The following is a 17,184-nucleotide window of genomic DNA, read 5'->3' as shown; positions in this document are numbered from 1 at the left end:
AGGTGATCACGATGAGCGAAAATGCGAAGGAAGCGATCCTGGCTGCAGCGCGCAGGACAGCGCAGGCCCACGGGTATGGCGGGTTGAACTTCCGCGACATCGGGGCTGAAGTCGGCATCAAGGCTGCGAGCATCTATCATCACTTCCCCGGCAAGGCCGAGCTGGGTGCGGCGGTGGCGAGACGCTACTGGGAGGATACGGCGGCGAACCTCGAAGCTCTTTCAAAAGCGAACGGAGATCCAAGAAAGGCGCTCCGCGCCTATCCGGGACTTTTTCGTCGATCGCTCGAGCAGGACAATCGCATGTGCCTCTGCAGCTTCATGGCGGCCGAATATGATGATCTGCCGGACGCCGTCAAAACCGAGGTGCAAGCCTTCGCCGATGTCAACGTGGCCTGGCTGACCAGGATGCTCGCTGCGGCTTCAGTTCCCGCCAGCAAGCGTGAAGCAAGGGCGCGCGCGATCTACGCGGCCGTTGCCGGCGCGCAGCTGATGGCACGGAGCCGCGCCGACCTGAAATTGTTCGATGCGCTGATCGAAAGCTATCGCGGATCAGGCTTGATCCCGACTTGAGAGCCGATCCTGCCTGCGCCGTCCAAATGGCTGGCGGAGATGTATCTGGACATCTTTGGCTCCTTGACGCCGACGCTTGCGTGCCAATTGACGGTCAATTGGAGAACGTGCTCGCCTTGCGGACGAGCAGTTCATCACCCTTTCGGCTGATTTCGAGCGCGGGTGCCTGGTATGGCGTTGAGACAACGACGCGCTGACCGGGCGCCAGTACTGTCACAAAGCGGATCGGCGTTCCCGCTGCACCCTGTGCAAGAGTCGTGACGACGCGGAATCCATCGGGCTCGACCGTGTAGTAGGCGACGCCGGATACATCGCCGAGATTGATGCTCAGGCCCTCGATCGGCCGCAGGCCGTTAGCGTGTGCGGCCCCGAGTGAGGCGAAGGTGACGGCGGCTGCGAGAAGCGAGCTGCGGACTGACATAGGAACCTCCGTTGGCTTCGGCGGCGGGCGGGTTGCCCGTCTGGCTGATCGCGGCGGAATCGCGGTTTCCGTAAAGCTCGCGCAATTTGGTCTTCAGGACTTTTCCGGTCGCCCCGTGCGGAAGCTCGTCGACGAACAGAACATCGTCCGGCATCCACCACTTCGCGATCTTGCCCTCGTAAAAGGTCAGGAGATCTTGCGCCTCGAGCCTCGCCCCCTGGCGCCGGACCGCAAGCACGAGCGGGCGTTCGTCCCATTTTGGATGCGCAATACCAATCACCGCCGCTTCGACGATTTCGGGGTGGGCCATCGCCAGGTTTTCGAGCTCGATAGACGATATCCATTCGCCTCCGGACTTGATGACGTCCTTCGAGCGATCCGTAACCTGCATATAACCGTCGCTGTCGATCGTGACGACATCACCCGTGAAAAACCAGCCATCGGCACGCTCGCTTTCCGGCATCTTGTAATAAGCGCGGGCAATCCAGGGCCCCCGAACCACGAGGTCGCCAACTGCCTTGCCATCGTGGGGGAGTTTTCTGTTGTTGCCATCGCGAATGCCGATTTCGACCCCGAAAAGCGCACGTCCTTGTTTGACCTGGCGAGACCGCCGTTCAGCTCTCGACGAGGTCATGTGCTTGCGCAGTGGCTTCGAGATCGTCGCGAGCGGGCTGGTTTCCGTCATGCCCCAGCCATGCAGAACTTCTACTCCGTATTCGTCCTGCAGCGTTTCCATCAGGGAGGCCGGACATGCCGTGCCACCGATCAGCGCGCGATTGAGCGTCGTCGGCTTCACGCCGGCGCTTTGCAGGTATCGAACATAGCCCAGCCAGACCGTCGGCACGCCGCCGGCGAAAGTCACCCCGTGGTCCTCGAACAACCTGTGCAGGCTCTCACCGTCGACGTTTTGGCCGGCCATCACCAGCTTCGAACCCGTCGCCGTTGCACAATACGGCATTCCCCAAGACATTGCGTGGAACATCGGCGAGACAAGCGCGACCGTGTCATCCAGAGAAATGCGACAAGCGTCTGGGAGCGCTGCGGCGCAGGAATGCAGCACCGCGCTGCGATGGCTATACAGCACACCCTTTGGGTTTCCTGTCGTTCCCGACGTATAGCAAAGTCCGCATGCCGTGTTCTCGTCGAACTCGGGCCATGCATAAGCTTCCGAGCACCCGGAGAGAAATCCTTCATAGGATGGGAAGCCTTTGGCTCCCACGATCTTTGCGTCGCCCGCCTCGCCCAGATATATCCACGCTTCAACAGTCGGACATTGCGGCATTAAAGAGTGTACGAGATCGATAAAAGCCAGATCGAAGAATACAACCGCATCTTCGGCGTGGTTGATGATGTATATGATCTGGTCCACGAACAGCCTTGGATTGATCGTGTGGCAAACGGCTCCCATTCCGGAAATGCCGAAGTATAGCTCCAGATGCCGATAGCTATTCCAGGCTAAGGTCGCCACGCGATCGCCTGGCTTAATGCCGATCGAGTCCAATGCATTTGCGAGCCGAGAGCTGCGCTCGAGAAGGCCGCTGTAGCTCGTGATGTGATCGGGCTTGTCGGGAGTTCGGGAGACGATCTCAACATCGGGAAAGGAGCGCGCCGCGTGCATGAGAATGGACGACAGGAGCAACGGAGTTTGCATCATTAAGCCAAGCATGGCGAATGTTCCCTCGGTTTCAACGCCTTCACTTCAGCCGCAAGCGACTGTTCGTGCGGGCAGGAGATGGTCCGCACGGGTATCCATTGCGCCCTTGGGTGCCCGGTCCCCGAACACGCGCCTTCGCGCGAGACCTGAGAAGGATGGCGAGCTTGAAGTGAACGACTAGCAGCCTGATCGCAAAGGACGTGACGAGCCATATGACTGACAGGGGCATTTGTCTTCCAAACACGATTTAGATTCGATGCTGTGAATGAAGCTAAGACTCTGGAAGCTGGATGTCGTGAGCCGCCGGCGCCCTTTCACCGGTACTGGCACGCACCGCTCACTGCCACGTCGCGCCACCAACTCAGCCATCAGCTATTGGAACGAAAAGATATTCTTCCAGTCGTTCTTCATGCTGATGATGGTCCAGTTTTTCTTCCTGGCCTCAGCGTAGAGCGCGGGGGTGAAGGAACCGATCTTGGTATAGGGTAGCCCCTGCGCCGGACCATAAGCGTACTCACGTATTCCATCGTCGTGCAGTACAAGCATCGATAGTCGCGCGCCCTCCCCGGCACCCGTATATTCCAGCATCTGCTGGTCTCCAGTCGAGTTGCCAAATGAAGCGTTCGGACGCCGACCAATCATCAAGTGAATGCCCTCCGGTTTCCCGGCAGCGCTGTCATACAGCATGAGCCTGGGTTCACTAATGAGGACCGGCTTGCCGTCCTTGTCATAATCATATTTGACGGCAAGCGCCGACCCGACCACCTGCTCCGGTGGGATGCCGTAGACCTGCTGTGAATACAGGCGCACAAAATCCTGACCGAAGCCTGTGACAATGTAGGTCTTAAAGCCATTCGCCCGCAGGTAGGTCATCACCTCCAGCATCGGTTGGTAGACGAGTTCGGTATAGGGCCGCTTCCAGCGTGGGTCCTTCGCGGAGGAAAGCCATTTCTTTCCTTCGGCCTCGAACTCGTCAGTTGTTATGCCGGCGAGCGTGGCAAGGACGATCTTTTCGAGGTCTCGCATCGAAAGCCCGGCTATCGCTTCCCGGTTTCCCGAGAGCACCGTCTTGAATGGCTCAACGTCCTTTAGCGCCGGCTCTTGCGCGACCAACACCGGGACCCGGTCGAGGCAATACACCATTTGGCTATAAATCGGCTGCTCCACCCAAAGCGTGCCATCCTGATCAAAAGTGGCAATGCGTTCCTCGGGAGGCACGAACTTCGGACTTGCCCGGTCTGTCGTGTCTCGGACGAAGTCGAGGATCGCTTGTTTGGCGGATCCGTTATTCCACGATGGCAATGGGCCGCTCGAAGCGGTCTGGGCCAACGCGGAGACGGATAAGGGCGGCGCGGATAGGGCTGGAAGCAGCGCCAACGTCGTGAGCAGGGTGCGACGGTCGATGCCGGAGCGCAGAATAGTTTCTTTCATGGTCGGCTATTCCTAGTTCAAATACATCGGGTGTGAGCATGTTCGGTGAAATGCGACGGTCCGCACTGCTGATGGGGCTTGCAAGCGCCATCAGGTCGGCCGTGGGGGACAAAGGCTCATGGTGACTGGAACGCAGTGCTAGTCCGCGCGCACCCAAAGCGCCTCTAATCCATTGAAGTTGAGCATCGTCCGGCGCTCCAAGGGGTGCTCGGCACTCAGGCGGAGCTTCGGGAACCGCTCGAAAAGCACCGAAAGAGCGATCTGTGCCTCGGCCCGGGCCAATGGCGCGCCAAGACAGAAATGAGCGCCGCCGCCAAATGAGATGTGACGCTTATCCGGCCGTTCGATGTCAAACCGCTTTGGGTCGGGATGCGCCTCTGAGTCGTGGTTCGCTGCGTAGAGCACGGCATTGATCGTCTGCCCCGCCGCGACCGGGCACCCGTCGATCTGCATCGCTTCGGTTGCGATCCGAGTGCCTTGCACGACTGGCGCGTCATAGCGCAACACTTCCTCGACGGCGCTACGAACCAGGCTCGGATTAGCGAGCAGTTTGCTGAGTTCACCGGGATGCTGTAGCAGGGCTAGTACGGCGTTACCGATAAGATCAGTCGTCGTCACGTTGCCCGCAAAGAGCAAACTATGGCAAACGTTTGTGATCTCCGCTTCGTCGAGCTGCTCGCCGTCCTCTTCGGCGTCGATCAGGCTGCTTATCAGATCGGCCCGTCGTTCCTTACGACGCTTTTGGATTACCTCAGCGAAGTAGCTGGTGAGAGCAGCATTGCAGGATGCCAGGATGGCCTCCTGCTCCGGCGTGCGTTGCGGGTTGAACATTTGTAGTTTGCCGTCAGACCACTGCTTGAAGTCGTCGCAGCGGGCGGTATCGACGCCCAACATCAGCGCGATGGCGATCGTCGGCAACGGTCGGGCATAAGCCTCCATAATATCGAAGCAGGATGGATCGTCGATGTCGTCCAGCAAGCCGCATGCGACCTCAGTGATACGCGGGCGCATCGCATCGACCGCGACCTGGTTGAACGCCTTGACGACCAGGGAGCGCAGGCGCTTATGGTCCGGGTCATCCATATGCAGTATGAGCGGCTGAAATGTCTCATCCACCTTCAGTTGCACCCGAGAGAACGAACCCGGGCGGGATTTCCATGGATCGGAGGCCAGTTCGCGATTATTCATGACGGCATCGACATCGACCGCACGGGTCAGCACCACCCGATCGAACATCCGGTCCTGGTGCACCGGCTCGCGCGACCTCAGCATATCGAGATATTCGTCTGGCCGCTCCCGAAAGACGGGATCCAAGTGGGTCAGGGAAATTCCCGTTGGCACCGCAGTCTCGTCGTTACTCATGGATCTCGTCCTTTCGCTAGGGTTTAGTTCCGATCGGCTTGGAACGAGCGAAGCCTCCGCGCATGGCAGCATCGTCGCCGAAGGTGATCGAGGCCATCCAGCGCGGGCATGACGCTAACTTGCGAAAACGCGACGCTCGGCGGGACAGAGGCCAGCGCCAGAAGCGAACACGGCGTCATGACCGCGGCCATCGATAGCGCTGATCGTCCGTCATAAAGACACGCAACGAGCCCGCTTGAGACGGCGCCTGCCATCATCTGAATGCTTCCGGACACAGCGCCTACCGCGCCGGCGATCTGCGGCAACGGATGCATCGTCGCGCGGATGGCGTTCGGTATGGTCAATCCGAAGGCAAGACCAACAGCGACCAGAAGTGAAACAACAAGGAGTAGCGGTACCCAGCCGACCAGTGTCGTGGCAAGCAATAGCCCTGAAGCCACCGCCGAGACTGTCAAACCCCTCATCAGCACATAAGCTGGTGAGACGTTCCAAGCGACGAGCCGGCGATCGAGGAAAGCCCCGGCCATGACCGATCCGGAGCACGCACTGAAAATCAGGCCATACCGATTAGGCCGTAGCCCCATGCTGTTGATGAAGAACAGGGAGGACCCGGTGACATAAGCCATAACGGTCCCGCCGGCGGCTGCACCGACCAGAATGTATGCGAACGAGATCGGATGCCTCAGGACTTGAAGATAGCTGCGGCCAATGATTGATGGTGCAAGGCGATTGGTCTGATCGATCTTTGCACTTTCGGCAAAGCCGGTGACCAATGCGATCAACAAAACCAGACCCATTACGAACTGAATCGTGTAAATCAGGCGCCAGCTGCCCAGCGCCAGTAGAGCCGCGCCAGCGGTCGGCGCGATCAATGTGACTACATTTATGGCAATGACAACGTTGGCCATCTTCGCACGCGCATTATCCCCCTCGAACAGGTCGCGGATGATTGCAAACGTCAACGTTGTGCTGGCCGCGCCGCAGCCTTGGCCGAAGCGGCACACCAGCAGCACCGGCAATGATTGGGCGAGCGCGCAAGCGAGACTGCCGACGACAAAGAGCGTGACGCCGAATACCACGACGGGCCTGCGACCGTACCGATCGGATACCGGCCCATAGACAAGCGGCGCCGTCGCCAGACTGAGCATGAAAACACTCATCGTAAAGCCGACATCCGCGGGCGGCGCGCCGAGAGCGGCGCCAGTGGCCGCCAGTGCCGGTAAGCTCATGTCAATGCCCGAATACGGAACTGAGGCAAGAAGGCCCAGCAACAGCGTGAAGGCAAACGATGCGGGTTGAATACGCATGGGTTGAATATCCGATACGTTGCTGATCCCGCGCGTCGTCAGATGCGGCGCGTGTCCGCGGAGATATCGATCGCCTCCCAGACGAAGGACGGAAGAATCAACCTTCCATCCTTCCCGGGAGCGGAAGCAAGTCACCGATTGGCGGCGACACGTCGACCTTGCTTAGCGACCGTGGTGCCGCCCGGGTCGCTTATCTCATTCGACCCTTGCGCGACTTGGTTGATGATCCGCAGGATTTCGGAGCGAGTGTCGATCGTCTTGAACTCGTCGGCCATAGCTGAGGCACCCGAACGATAGTCCGGCTTGTCGAGCACGCTCCGCACGGCCTCGCGCAACGCTTGCGGTGTCGGATTGTTGGTCGCAAGATTGATTCCGACCCCGGACCATGCCACACGCGCGTTCACGTCCGCCTTGTCTTCCGTCAACCCTGCGGTCACAAGCGGAATTCCAAAGCTCATCGCCTGGTTGACACTCCCATATCCACCGTTGGTGACGAGCACGTCGACCTTGGGCAGAAGCCACTCGAACGGCAGATAGCTGGAGAGACGCGCATTGCCGGGAATTGGGCCGGGAATGTCGCCGACCGCGCGACCGCCTGCTGTGACGACCACAAGCAAGTCAGGTTCGTTCGCGAGTCCCGCGAGCGCCGGCGCGATCAACAGGTCGAAATCGTGGTTTGCCAACGTACCCTGCGTCACCAGCACAACCTTGCGCGAGCCGTCCAGTTCGTGCGCCCACGACGGAAGCGGGACCTGGTTGGGTATAATCGGAGGGGTGCCAACAAAAGTCACCGAGGAAGGGATATCGCGTGGAAACTCAAAACGCGGCACCGTCAGCTGCATATAGGCATCTGCAAGCTCTACGACGGATTCAAAGAGAGGCTTGGTCACCGGTCCAACGCCCAGCTCCCTCAGGTACCGATTGACGCAAAGGCCGAGAGGCCCGTCGACGATCTTGTCCTGTTCTCGCGCGAAGGCGGCATATTCGTCGAGTTGCGCTCGGGTGGCTGCGGGCGGCAGACCCGCAAAAACTGGCGCTTTGTCGTCGCGTTGCCAGTGCAAGATGGATGTGCCGCAAAGAACGATGGGCGGGCGTTTCGAGCGCGGTCCGAGCAGCATCGGCAGGACGCCAAAAAACATGTCGTCGCCGATGATGACGTCGGCGGGGAATTCCCGCAGGACCTTGAGCATGCCGCTGTGCTGACCGGGAATGGGATCGACGAAGAGGCGTTCGATTACTAAGCGCCGCCATTGTGGCCCGAGTGGCGCGGCCTTTACTTCGTCGGACATGACAATTTCGTTTGCATTAATATCCGCCTCTTTGGGGAGCGGACAGAAATTTGCTTTGAACCGCGCGACACGGCTACGCAGGGGGCTCCCGGTCAAAAAGGCAAGTTCGTGGCCCTCCGCGATCAAGATGTGGCCGATCGCAAGCAGCGGATTGAGATGGCCGGTCATGGGGGTCGAAACGACGAGAATCTTCATATGATCGTCTCGTCCGATTGTCGACATAGCGATCTCCTTTGGATTGCGACGCAAAACCTGTAAGGCGTCGAGGCTGAAGAGCACTGCGGCGGGCCGGCCGGGCGGCATTGCGTTCGCCCGTCCCCTTTCCGCATTGGAATCATCGTGAGAAGGCGCCAATTCGCTCGAAATTTAGTTCGAGACCGATTTCACCTTGCGGACGAGCACGCTGTCGCCGTTCCGGCTGATTTCGAGCGCATCTGCCTGGTACGGTGTTGAGAACGCCACACGCTGACCCGGTGCAAGAACAGACACAATACGGATCGGCGTTCCCGCCATGCCTTGTGCGAGGGTCGTGACAACATGGAATCCGTCGCGCCCGACGGTGTAGTAGGCGACACCGGACACTTCGCCGAGGTCGATGCTCATACCATCAATCGGACGCAGGCCATCGGCGTGGGCGGCCTCCAGAGAGGCCAAGGCGAATGCTGCGGCTACAAACATGCTACGGATCGACATAGCGATCTCCTTTGGGTTGCGACATAAAACCTGTAAAACGTCGAGGCTGAAGAACACTGCGACGAGCCGGCCGGGCGTATTGCGTCCGCCCGCGCCTTTCGGCATTTAGGCGTTCGCGCCGCCGAAGCTTGGCGGATTGATACCCATTGCTGCGATCGGCTCGCTGAAGGCTGCGCCCACACTCAGCTATATGCTGACGGGCGGTCCTCTTTGACCCAGTGCTTTTCAGCCTCAGAATCGGGGTTAGGCGGCTTCATTCCTTGGATGGTCCAGAAATCGATTGGCGTTTCGTCAATGTGGACCTCCCAGCGATAACCCCGCTCGCGTGCGAAGGGATTGAGCGTAGTGTTGACGCGCTCCAGCCACCACGCTCGCCGCTCGGGAGCAGTTGCGCGAGCAATCTGATCAATCCAAATCCGGACAAAATCGTTCGTTGCCTTTCCGCCGACAAAGAACGAGTTCTTTGGCAATTCGTGAAAGACAATGCTTGCATAGAACCGGGGCAGGCCGACATCCGCGTAGAGGTCCGTGATACGCGTCGCAAGCGCGCGCTTGTCCTCGGCTGAGTACGCATTTTCCGGGCAGTAAATATGCCACAGAGGCATTTGAGTTCTCCTTGTTAAGCTCCTGGCAGGGCGCGCCCGCCAGCATGCTGCCGCGTGAGGACGGGTCGACGGCAGGCGCCGACCCGGAACGCTCCATCACGCGAGTTCTTCGAGATGCCCGAGGCCCAGACCGTCGACGACGGCCTTCTGGACGGGCGCGATGTCGGCATTGATCTTGTCAGCACCGAACGACGTGCCCACCACCGTCCGAGCGGCGCGACTGCCCTTCGCCTGGCCGACGAGCTTGGCGACGGCCTCGGCAATGTCGTGAGGCTTCGGAGCGTTCTTTCCCTGCAGCATTGACGTGAAGGTCTTGTAGATGGCGTCGGGAATCTGGCCGACCTCGCCGTAGGACTTCGTGATGTCGCCGTCGGCAGGCCTCTGGATGCTCGAGTACAGGCTTGTCGGGTAAGCGCCAGGTTGAACTTCCACCACGTCTACGCCGAGTTGGGAGACCTCCAGCCGAATGCTGTCGGTCAAAGCTTCGATCGCCATCTTGCTCGCGCCGTAGATGCCGACGAAGGGGAACGTCACGCGGCCGAGGACCGAGCCCATGTTGATAATGAGGCCGTCGCGCTCCCGACGCATCGAAGGCAGCACTGCCCGTGTAACGCGGAGGAGCCCGATGACGTTGGTGTCGAAGATCGCCTTCGCCTGATCCGCCGTGAAGGCTTCGGTCACGCCGACCGACGCAATGCCGGCGTTGTTGACCAGCACGTTGATCTTGCCGGCCTCGGCGAGGATAGAAGCAATGGCGCGATCGACCGAGCCGTCATCGGTAACGTCGAGTTCCACGACGCCTATTTTCTGGCTTCGTAGCGCGTCGGCGTGCCTGCGATTGCGGCTGGCGATGTCGCGCATCGCGGCGAACACGCGATAGCCGTCGCGCGCCAGCCTTTCCGCGGTTTCGCGGCCGAAGCCGCTCGATGTGCCGGTGATGAGAATAGTCCTGGTCATGGTTTGCCTCCGGTGGTGAGGGTTGCGGGTCAATGCGAGATGATCAGCCGGTATGGCTGGTCAGGAACTGGCGGAGTACCGCGACCGGGATGTCCGAGAACGAGCTTCAACAGACGTCAGGAGCGGCGGGTTGGGGTGATGAAGCCTTGGATGCGAGTCAGAAGGCGAATTCCAGGCTGGCGTGTGCAACCAACGTTCCCGTAGACGCAAACGAAACGCGGGTTTCCGTGAAGGCCGACGCTTTGCCAAAGCGCAATGCTTCCGCTCGTACATGATAGTCATCGTTGACGGCTGGACGCAGGAAGTGAGTGTGCTGATACACGGTGCCTTTAGTGATGCGCCCCGTCGTGCCCGCGGACAGTGATGCAACCGAGTCAATGGCCGCCATAATTGCCTGGCCACACACCGCACAGCTTGACAATTTGAGCGCATCATTTTGTGGAAGCATCGCGGACACGATGCCCGGGCAGACCTTGAACTCACGAAGGCCGAGCATTTTCACCCAAGGCGCGAAAACATATTCGTACAACTCAAGAACGGTGGCATCCGTCACGGGCAAACAATGAAGCGGAACCGGAATTCCAAGCCGCCCAACTCCCAAGGCAGGATCGGACTCGTTTTGCGTTGCCTGCTCGGTCACAAGAGCCCGGTTCCCCGTTAGCGTCATTGTATTCTGAACTTCTGCAATCATTGTTGCCTCCGATTCTCGTCAAAGCGTGACTACCAGGATCGGAATCTAGGCGGCTGGACCTCAGGTGTCGTGAGACGATCGCGCCCAATCGTCCGTACTGGCGCGCACCGCCTGGCGCGCCTCGCGGCGATGCTGACACGATCTCGGGGGCGTGATTTGGCGTGACGCAGAGTTGAGTGGGACTCGTCCCGGGCCACGCTAGCTTGATCGACGTCTGCCCGTGGTTTCCGGCGCAGGCCATTACAAACCGTGCGATTAGGCTTGCCAAGGCTCGTTTTACCAAGACCCGTGGAGGTGATGATGCGCCCGAACGACGATTTTCTCAGCGCTCCAGAATTGGACTATGACGGTTTCCGATCTGCAATGCGCGAGGATTGGGGATGGTTTACTCCTGCTCGCGAAACCAACATCTTCGCCAGCAAGGTGCGCACGCGGCGCGTCTTCGGATTCGCTGCAGTGGATCTCACCTGCAGCGCTACCCGCCTTGAGCGGACGGAACAGGACATTCGCCGTGATAACATGGAGTACTATTTCGTCACAGTTCAGGATACCGGCGAATCGATCATCATTCACAACGACCGAGTCGTAAATATCACTGCTGGCGATGTCATCCTGCTCGATTCCACAAAACCCGTGACATTCATCTCGCGGGCCGAAGACAGCGCGCAATGGCTTGGTGTGCAAGTGCCGCGCCAGAAGCTGGCGTCGCATCTCGGCTTCGAACCGCAGGGTGGCGTGTGCGGTCCTCGGCAGGCGCAAGCGTCACGTCTGCTCTGTCAACTCGCTCTTGACCCGATCAGCGATGCAGAACCGGCGTTCGCGTCGACTGATCAATTTATGCATCTGGTGGTCTACGATCTCCTCGGCGCACTGTTTGCACCTCCCGCCCCGCTTGGCTCGCGTCACAACGACAAGCTGTTCATGCGCGTCTGCGGCATCATAAAGGACCGCTTTGCCGATCCGGACATCTCTCCGCGGGAGGTGGCTGCCGAGGCGGGAATTTCACTGCGCTATTTGCAGAAGCTGTTCACGGCCCGTGGGTCGACATGCGGTCACCACATATGTTCGGCCCGTCTGGATCATGCGGCGCGTCTGATCGAACGACGCGCGTTGATGAAGACAGGTCAGCCTCTCAGCGATATTGCCTACGCCTGCGGCTTTCGCGACTACACGCATTTTGCGCGCGGCTTCCGCCGGCGTTTCGGCACCGCGCCGGGCGCCGTCGGAGCAGGCGCCACCGGTAACGACAGCGCACGGGTGTGAAGGCTGCAGAAACAGAGGCAAGCGCAGTTAAGCTCGGCTCTCGACCGAATTCAGAAAGGATCTCGCTTTCCAACCCCTGTCGCGCCCAGAAGCAATCCGGGGGGGCGACCGTCGAAAACAGAGATCTACCTTACATTTCGATAGGAGCTGGCGGAGGGAGAGAAACTAGAAAAAAACTTGCTCCTTCCCTGCGTCTCAGGTCCTCTCGGTCCAGCGAGAGCAAAGCGCAGAGAAGCTCTCGACGTCCACACCTTAAGCCGTTCGAGCCAGAGGCCTTCAGTCTAAGTCGTTCCGTAGGACGAGCTGACACATCGGAAGTCGGTAGCCCCAGAATGTGGACTGACGCGGCCTGCGAAGGGTCGGGGAGCATCCCGCGGGCGGTGTATGCAGGCTGCGATGGAGAACATCGAGGCGTTTGGTCGTCCTGCCAGCCCGGGGAACTCTAACGGCCAAACTTCGCTGCCTAGCAGGATGCCATAGTGCCGAGCGAAGGAACGCAATGGCAGCCTTGAGCATGAACTTCGTCAGAAGTCACGGGAGCTTGGCCCACCTCTAAGATTCCAGGATACGCCCGTAACACGACCTCCCGTAGACAATGTCCGTACATATTTCCCAGTTATCTTTGTCAATTCGAACGAACTCCCCCGGGCAATAGGCGTCCCGCCAAATTTTCTTGCCAGCATCCAAAATAGAGGGGTTTCATCAAAGCAGTATTGCTGCGCCGTGGACGCTACCGACCCGTTAAATGAATCCGGGATGAACCTCAATTCGACCTTAAACACGAAACCTCTGTTGAAAAACAACAAGAACATGCTGTAGGCCGACACGCAATATTTGTCGGGCAAGAAATCCCATCCCTTCATATAGTCATGCAAATCTCGCCGAGCAAAAACGCCATATCTTAAACTGGGATCCTTATATTCCTCAGGGACCGGCAGTTTTTCCAAAACCTCGCTTGGTACAACTTCACTGATGTGCCTGCCAAGTAGTTGATCCAATTCGTGAGGACGATCCCGCAGAAACTGCGAGAACTCAAACGGATACCCGTTAGACGCAATCGATTGAGCTCGTGCGGGTGTTATCGACAAGACCAACACGAATGCGAGAGGGTATATATGTCGAATAACCTTCATTGTCGGGCCAGCAAACGGGACGCGGCGATCGAGCGCCTCGCAGAGATGAACAATCCGCTCAGTTCTTCCGGTGGCAGCAGACGGGACAGCATCGCGCGGTGTTCGGCAACTTGTTGAGCGAACGCGAGATCCCCATCCCTCTCATACGCGGACTGAGCCTTAATGTAGTTGACAAACGCATCCTCTCTATCCTCAGAAGAGTGACCAAATCTCTCGCTGATCCATGCCAAACCCGCGAACGCATCGGCATCACCATCTTTGCTGCCATCCTCGAAATACTGCTTAGCTCGATTGATGTTGTTCGACGCGCCCCCTGCGAGCAACAACCAGCCCAACCTCGAAGCGGCGCGTGGGATCTTGTGCTCTAGAGCCCGACTGTAGTGGATACGTGCATTATCAAAATCCATTCCACTGAGGCTGTCTAGAAAGCTAAGATCACCCAGGCCAATATCAGCAGCAAACTGCCCCTGAGCAACTGCAGCTAGGAATCCTGCTTTGGCCTTTGCCGGATCTCCCGCTACTTCCGCAACCAGTCCCTCTAGGTAGGTACTTCCCTCCACCCTTTCTGAACGGAGATTGCAGGCGGCTGGAATGCTCACATGTTGGCGCGCGCGCGCGGCCCCTGAGAGATTTTGCGGAGGTAGTCCGACGTTGTGCCCCCGCAGCAACGGACAGACCTCAGAAACGTTGGGAAGCGCAGTTGCAGGCAGTCCTGTCATACCCATCAAAGCGCCGGACGTGGGCACCACGCCCCGCGCGAAACCTAGCAGAGATTCATCATTGAAAGCGAGCTCCGGCAACATTTTCCAAGAGAGAAGACGGCCAGCGTGCGTCGTTGCTGTTAACTGCAAACCACCCGGATGAAACTGCATATTCTGAGTGGGCTCGCCGGCATCTAAGATAGCCCGCAATGTTCCGTCAGGCACATGCCAGAGGTAGACGTCGCCATTCGGACTTGACCCGGCCAATAGACTGCCGCCGAGCCCGAACTGTATTTGGGCGACCGGTAACTTGTCTGAGACAAGAACGCTTTTATTTGTCTCCAGGACGATTGTCGGAGTTGAAATATTCGGATCAGGAATCTCCCACAGCCGCAGAGTCTTCTCGTTTGACGAGGTCGCAACCCACTTTCCATCTGGACTGAAGCCAGCAGTCGCAATGCGGCCGATCGGTTCAACCAACCGAACAACCTCTTTACCTGAAGAAATGCTCCAAATACGGGACGTACCATCCCAGGACGCGGTAATAACTCTAGTTGCTTTCGGATCAAATTGAATTCTCCCAACGCGGTCCGTGTGTCCCTTGAGAAAGGTCGTCTTCTTCGTATTGAGGTCGAGGATAAGAGCGTGTCCAATTTCCTTCTCGACTCCTGAGGCTGCCCCCATCCAATGGCCGTCTTCACTAAAAGCTACAGAGTAACCCCAGCCTCCAAGAGCAACCACTTCGCACTCTGGCTGAGGACCAATTTTGCAAAGCAAAGGATTTCCTTGAACACCAATGGCCGCAAGCATCTTCTGGTCCGGTGAAATCACCACGGATCCCACGACGCCAAGATCATGAAAAATGGGAGTCTGAAGAGCGGTTGGTGTACTCCATCCAAGAAGGTCACCTCTATCCGTTCCAATGAACACGTTCCGCCCGTCGTCAGAGATAGCCAAGGCCGTGGGTTGATCCTCAAGATAAATCGACTTTCCGGGGCTCCACTCCGCTCCAATCCAAATCTGAATCTTCTTGTCAGCTCCGCCGCTTACTAGATACCGTCCATTATTTGACACGGCATGGAAGGTCGTGGCTTGATGTGCTTGCGCTACACTGGGCCGTCGGGGGGGACGGCATTGCCAAATGCGCACCGTCAGGTCCGAAGAGGCGCTCGCAAGCCACATTCCGTCGGCAGTGAATACGAGATCTAGAACGGCACCCGTGTGACCGCGCATCGCATACACTTCCGAAGGCTCCGAATTGGCGTCACCCACATCCCAAACTGCAACAGCCCCGTCACCGGATCCCAACGCAATCCGATCGCCATCAGGAGAAAGCGATGCGCTACTGAGGCCGGCACCCCCTAGCCTAATTCGTTTCCATGGTTGCCGCTTCCGCAGATCCCACACCCATGCAGTCCCATCCATGCTTGTTGTTGCAGCCCATCTTTGGTTCATAGAGACGACAAGGGCAGTAACTAAGCGATCGTGTTGGCCAATATTCAAAGGCGTTTGCCACGTCGGGGCGGACGTTAGCCAAACGCGGCAATCATCCGTAACGAAGAGAAATTGACCATCCTGTGCAAAGACGCCCTTCAACATTTGCCCAGATGATCCGTGAACAACGAGAGGATCTTTTCGATCGAGTGACCAAACGAATAGATCACCGCTTGTCGTTCCGACAACTAAGCAGCCGCAACTGGAGCCGAGCGTGACAGTGCCCCCCCCAGAAACGCGGTCCGCCGGTGTCCACGAGATGCTACCCTTCATGAAGTTCCATACAGCTAACTTGCCGTCCTCGCCCAAGGCCGCGATGGACTGCCCGTCATCGCCAAAAGCAAGAGCCCTTACGCGCTCACCGAAATTGAACGGTTCGAAGATCAGGTCAGGTCTAGCGGGATTCCAGAACTTGATGTACCCATCTGGCGAGCCAGATGCGATCAAGCCGCTATGTTCTGCGATCGAAAAAATACCGCCTGCCAGCGTTGTCGATGCAGTTGGTCGAAAGGCGGAGTTCTCGCTCTTGGACCATGAAATAGCCCTTCCGTCGGCAGCGACGGTGACAGCGGAGCTCGCCCCGGCTCCTAGTGAAACCCTTAGTACTGCGTCCGTATGGTCCTGCAGCGTTGCGACAAACACTTGACTAACAAGGCTAATACCCGTTGCCGTGATTGACTCCGGAATGACCTTTTTATCTGTATCAGCCATGTCTGGAGTCTCGACCCCGGCCAACGCCGTAGCCAAAGATCGCGCCGGGTCCTTCTTCTGCAATTCCTCCGTAGCAAGCCTAACGGACATCTGCGCCTGCGTGATTCGTACATTCCTCAGAGCGGCCACTGCGTTTGCGCGCTCGACGACGCCCCAAATCGCGAGCCCGGTCGTTAGAGCTGCGATAGAAAGTCCGCCAATAGCAAAGCCGGCGATAGCCCGGTTACGTCGGAGGCGTTCCTCTCGACGCAGATCTGGAAGAAATCGGTCTGGGATATCGTATAGGCTCGCCACAAGCTTTGCGACGGCTCCATCCAGCGCCTCACTGAACCACCGGGCCCGCCAAGCAGCAAAAGTGCGAAAGTCTATCCAATCCCAGCGTGGTCTCTCGGAAAGTCTGCCCGGATAACTTCCCTCGACAGCCCCGGGACCAAACACTACGTCGATCGGCCTATCTAGCTCCTCGGCACGCGATATCGATAAGAAGCGATCGACTTCTCGTACCAGCCAATTGTCCTGAACAGTTCCGTCCCTCTCAAGGATGCGTTCTAGCGCGGCGGGCGTGCATATGACGATAAGGCGCGCCGATCTGTCGAGCGCCGGAAAGATCTTCTTCAAGAGAAAGTCGTCGCTGGACTTCTCATACGAAGAATCCAACCAAACGCGCGGTCCGCGGCGGTGGAGCTCCTGTTTATCGTGCGACAACTCCCGAAGGATCTCTGGAGGCAGGCGGAAGTGCTGAAGCTTGCTTCGCATCCACTGCGCAAGTCTGGTGGCGTCTCGACGACGATACGATAAGAACGCATCATACTCAAAGCGTTGTGGCGCAATGAGCTGTCCGGCCACTGTGGGGACGTCTGACCGCGGTGGGTCTGAGTGGTTCTCTTCGTTGACCATAGA

13 protein-coding genes are annotated in these 17,184 nt (G+C 58.4%); 2 read left to right on the top strand and 11 right to left on the bottom strand.

Annotation, left to right across the window (positions count from 1 at the left end; genetic code table 11):
- Nucleotides 1-11 precede the first annotated feature (11 nt).
- A complete protein-coding gene (locus tag AB7G19_RS03130) occupies nucleotides 12-572 on the top strand; it encodes a TetR/AcrR family transcriptional regulator (RefSeq protein ID WP_063986013.1) in 561 nt (186 codons plus the stop codon).
- A gap of 94 nt (nucleotides 573-666) precedes the next feature.
- Here AB7G19_RS03130 and AB7G19_RS03125 read toward each other — a convergent pair whose 3' ends face one another.
- The 10 genes from AB7G19_RS03125 to AB7G19_RS03080 form a co-directional block, all read right to left on the bottom strand.
- Nucleotides 667-993: a hypothetical protein gene (locus AB7G19_RS03125; RefSeq protein WP_063980539.1), complete on the bottom strand. Its 327-nt coding sequence runs from the start codon at nucleotides 991-993 to the stop codon at nucleotides 667-669.
- On the bottom strand, nucleotides 926-2,659 hold the full coding sequence (locus AB7G19_RS03120) for a long-chain-fatty-acid--CoA ligase (protein WP_084794930.1): 1,734 nt from the start codon (nucleotides 2,657-2,659) through the stop codon (nucleotides 926-928). Before AB7G19_RS03120 ends, AB7G19_RS03125 begins: the two co-directional genes overlap by 68 nt.
- 360 nt (nucleotides 2,660-3,019) lie before the next feature.
- On the bottom strand, nucleotides 3,020-4,078 hold the full coding sequence (locus AB7G19_RS03115) for an HAD family hydrolase (protein ID WP_063980537.1): 1,059 nt from the start codon (nucleotides 4,076-4,078) through the stop codon (nucleotides 3,020-3,022).
- Between the two features lie 138 nt (nucleotides 4,079-4,216).
- The gene (locus AB7G19_RS03110) at nucleotides 4,217-5,440 is read right to left on the bottom strand and encodes a cytochrome P450 (RefSeq protein WP_441267718.1); all 1,224 of its coding nucleotides are present in this window, start codon (nucleotides 5,438-5,440) and stop codon (nucleotides 4,217-4,219) included.
- A gap of 23 nt (nucleotides 5,441-5,463) precedes the next feature.
- Nucleotides 5,464-6,747, bottom strand: a complete 1,284-nt coding sequence (locus AB7G19_RS03105) for a multidrug effflux MFS transporter (protein WP_283017950.1) — start codon at nucleotides 6,745-6,747, stop codon at nucleotides 5,464-5,466.
- 131 nt (nucleotides 6,748-6,878) lie between these two features.
- Nucleotides 6,879-8,231, bottom strand: coding sequence for a glycosyltransferase (locus tag AB7G19_RS03100; RefSeq protein ID WP_063986012.1), 1,353 nt, complete (start codon nucleotides 8,229-8,231; stop codon nucleotides 6,879-6,881).
- A gap of 171 nt (nucleotides 8,232-8,402) precedes the next feature.
- A complete protein-coding gene (locus AB7G19_RS03095; protein ID WP_231143783.1) occupies nucleotides 8,403-8,834 on the bottom strand; it encodes a hypothetical protein in 432 nt (143 codons plus the stop codon).
- Between the two features lie 77 nt (nucleotides 8,835-8,911).
- Nucleotides 8,912-9,334, bottom strand: a complete 423-nt coding sequence (locus tag AB7G19_RS03090; protein WP_063980534.1) for a tautomerase family protein — start codon at nucleotides 9,332-9,334, stop codon at nucleotides 8,912-8,914.
- A gap of 96 nt (nucleotides 9,335-9,430) precedes the next feature.
- Nucleotides 9,431-10,291 (bottom strand): SDR family oxidoreductase, encoded by an 861-nt coding sequence (locus AB7G19_RS03085; protein ID WP_063980533.1) that lies wholly within the window; start codon nucleotides 10,289-10,291, stop codon nucleotides 9,431-9,433.
- A gap of 157 nt (nucleotides 10,292-10,448) precedes the next feature.
- Nucleotides 10,449-10,982 carry a PaaI family thioesterase gene (locus AB7G19_RS03080; protein ID WP_187387880.1) on the bottom strand — a complete coding sequence of 178 codons (534 nt, stop codon included), beginning with the start codon at nucleotides 10,980-10,982 and terminating at the stop codon, nucleotides 10,449-10,451.
- Between the two features lie 300 nt (nucleotides 10,983-11,282).
- On the opposite strand from AB7G19_RS03080, the gene AB7G19_RS03075 reads away from it, so the two are divergent.
- Nucleotides 11,283-12,245 (top strand): helix-turn-helix domain-containing protein, encoded by a 963-nt coding sequence (locus tag AB7G19_RS03075; protein ID WP_187387879.1) that lies wholly within the window; start codon nucleotides 11,283-11,285, stop codon nucleotides 12,243-12,245.
- A 1,129-nt stretch (nucleotides 12,246-13,374) separates the two neighbouring features.
- On the opposite strand, the gene AB7G19_RS03070 is transcribed toward AB7G19_RS03075, so the two are convergent.
- Nucleotides 13,375-16,941, bottom strand: coding sequence for a hypothetical protein (locus AB7G19_RS03070; RefSeq protein ID WP_441267717.1), 3,567 nt, complete (start codon nucleotides 16,939-16,941; stop codon nucleotides 13,375-13,377).
- Nucleotides 16,942-17,184: the final 243 nt, after the last annotated feature.

The organism is Bradyrhizobium sp. 215_C5_N1_1 (assembly GCF_052075935.1).
Classification (GTDB): domain Bacteria; phylum Pseudomonadota; class Alphaproteobacteria; order Rhizobiales; family Xanthobacteraceae; genus Bradyrhizobium; species Bradyrhizobium barranii.
The sequence above is the reverse complement of the archived record's forward strand: the minus strand, read 5'-3'. Positions and strand labels throughout refer to the sequence as shown.

Excerpts from the sequence above, each read along its gene's own strand:
- AB7G19_RS03130 (WP_063986013.1), top strand. The coding sequence starts at position 12 with ATGAGCGAAAATGCGAAGGAAGCGATCCTGGCTGCAGCGCGCAGGACA.
- AB7G19_RS03125 (WP_063980539.1), bottom strand. The coding sequence starts at position 993 with ATGTCAGTCCGCAGCTCGCTTCTCGCAGCCGCCGTCACCTTCGCCTCA.
- AB7G19_RS03120 (WP_084794930.1), bottom strand. The coding sequence starts at position 2,659 with ATGCTTGGCTTAATGATGCAAACTCCGTTGCTCCTGTCGTCCATTCTC.
- AB7G19_RS03115 (WP_063980537.1), bottom strand. The coding sequence starts at position 4,078 with ATGAAAGAAACTATTCTGCGCTCCGGCATCGACCGTCGCACCCTGCTC.
- AB7G19_RS03110 (WP_441267718.1), bottom strand. The coding sequence starts at position 5,440 with ATGAGTAACGACGAGACTGCGGTGCCAACGGGAATTTCCCTGACCCAC.
- AB7G19_RS03105 (WP_283017950.1), bottom strand. The coding sequence starts at position 6,747 with ATGCGTATTCAACCCGCATCGTTTGCCTTCACGCTGTTGCTGGGCCTT.
- AB7G19_RS03100 (WP_063986012.1), bottom strand. The coding sequence starts at position 8,231 with ATGAAGATTCTCGTCGTTTCGACCCCCATGACCGGCCATCTCAATCCG.
- AB7G19_RS03095 (WP_231143783.1), bottom strand. The coding sequence starts at position 8,834 with ATGCCGAAAGGCGCGGGCGGACGCAATACGCCCGGCCGGCTCGTCGCA.
- AB7G19_RS03090 (WP_063980534.1), bottom strand. The coding sequence starts at position 9,334 with ATGCCTCTGTGGCATATTTACTGCCCGGAAAATGCGTACTCAGCCGAG.
- AB7G19_RS03085 (WP_063980533.1), bottom strand. The coding sequence starts at position 10,291 with ATGACCAGGACTATTCTCATCACCGGCACATCGAGCGGCTTCGGCCGC.
- AB7G19_RS03080 (WP_187387880.1), bottom strand. The coding sequence starts at position 10,982 with ATGATTGCAGAAGTTCAGAATACAATGACGCTAACGGGGAACCGGGCT.
- AB7G19_RS03075 (WP_187387879.1), top strand. The coding sequence starts at position 11,283 with ATGCGCCCGAACGACGATTTTCTCAGCGCTCCAGAATTGGACTATGAC.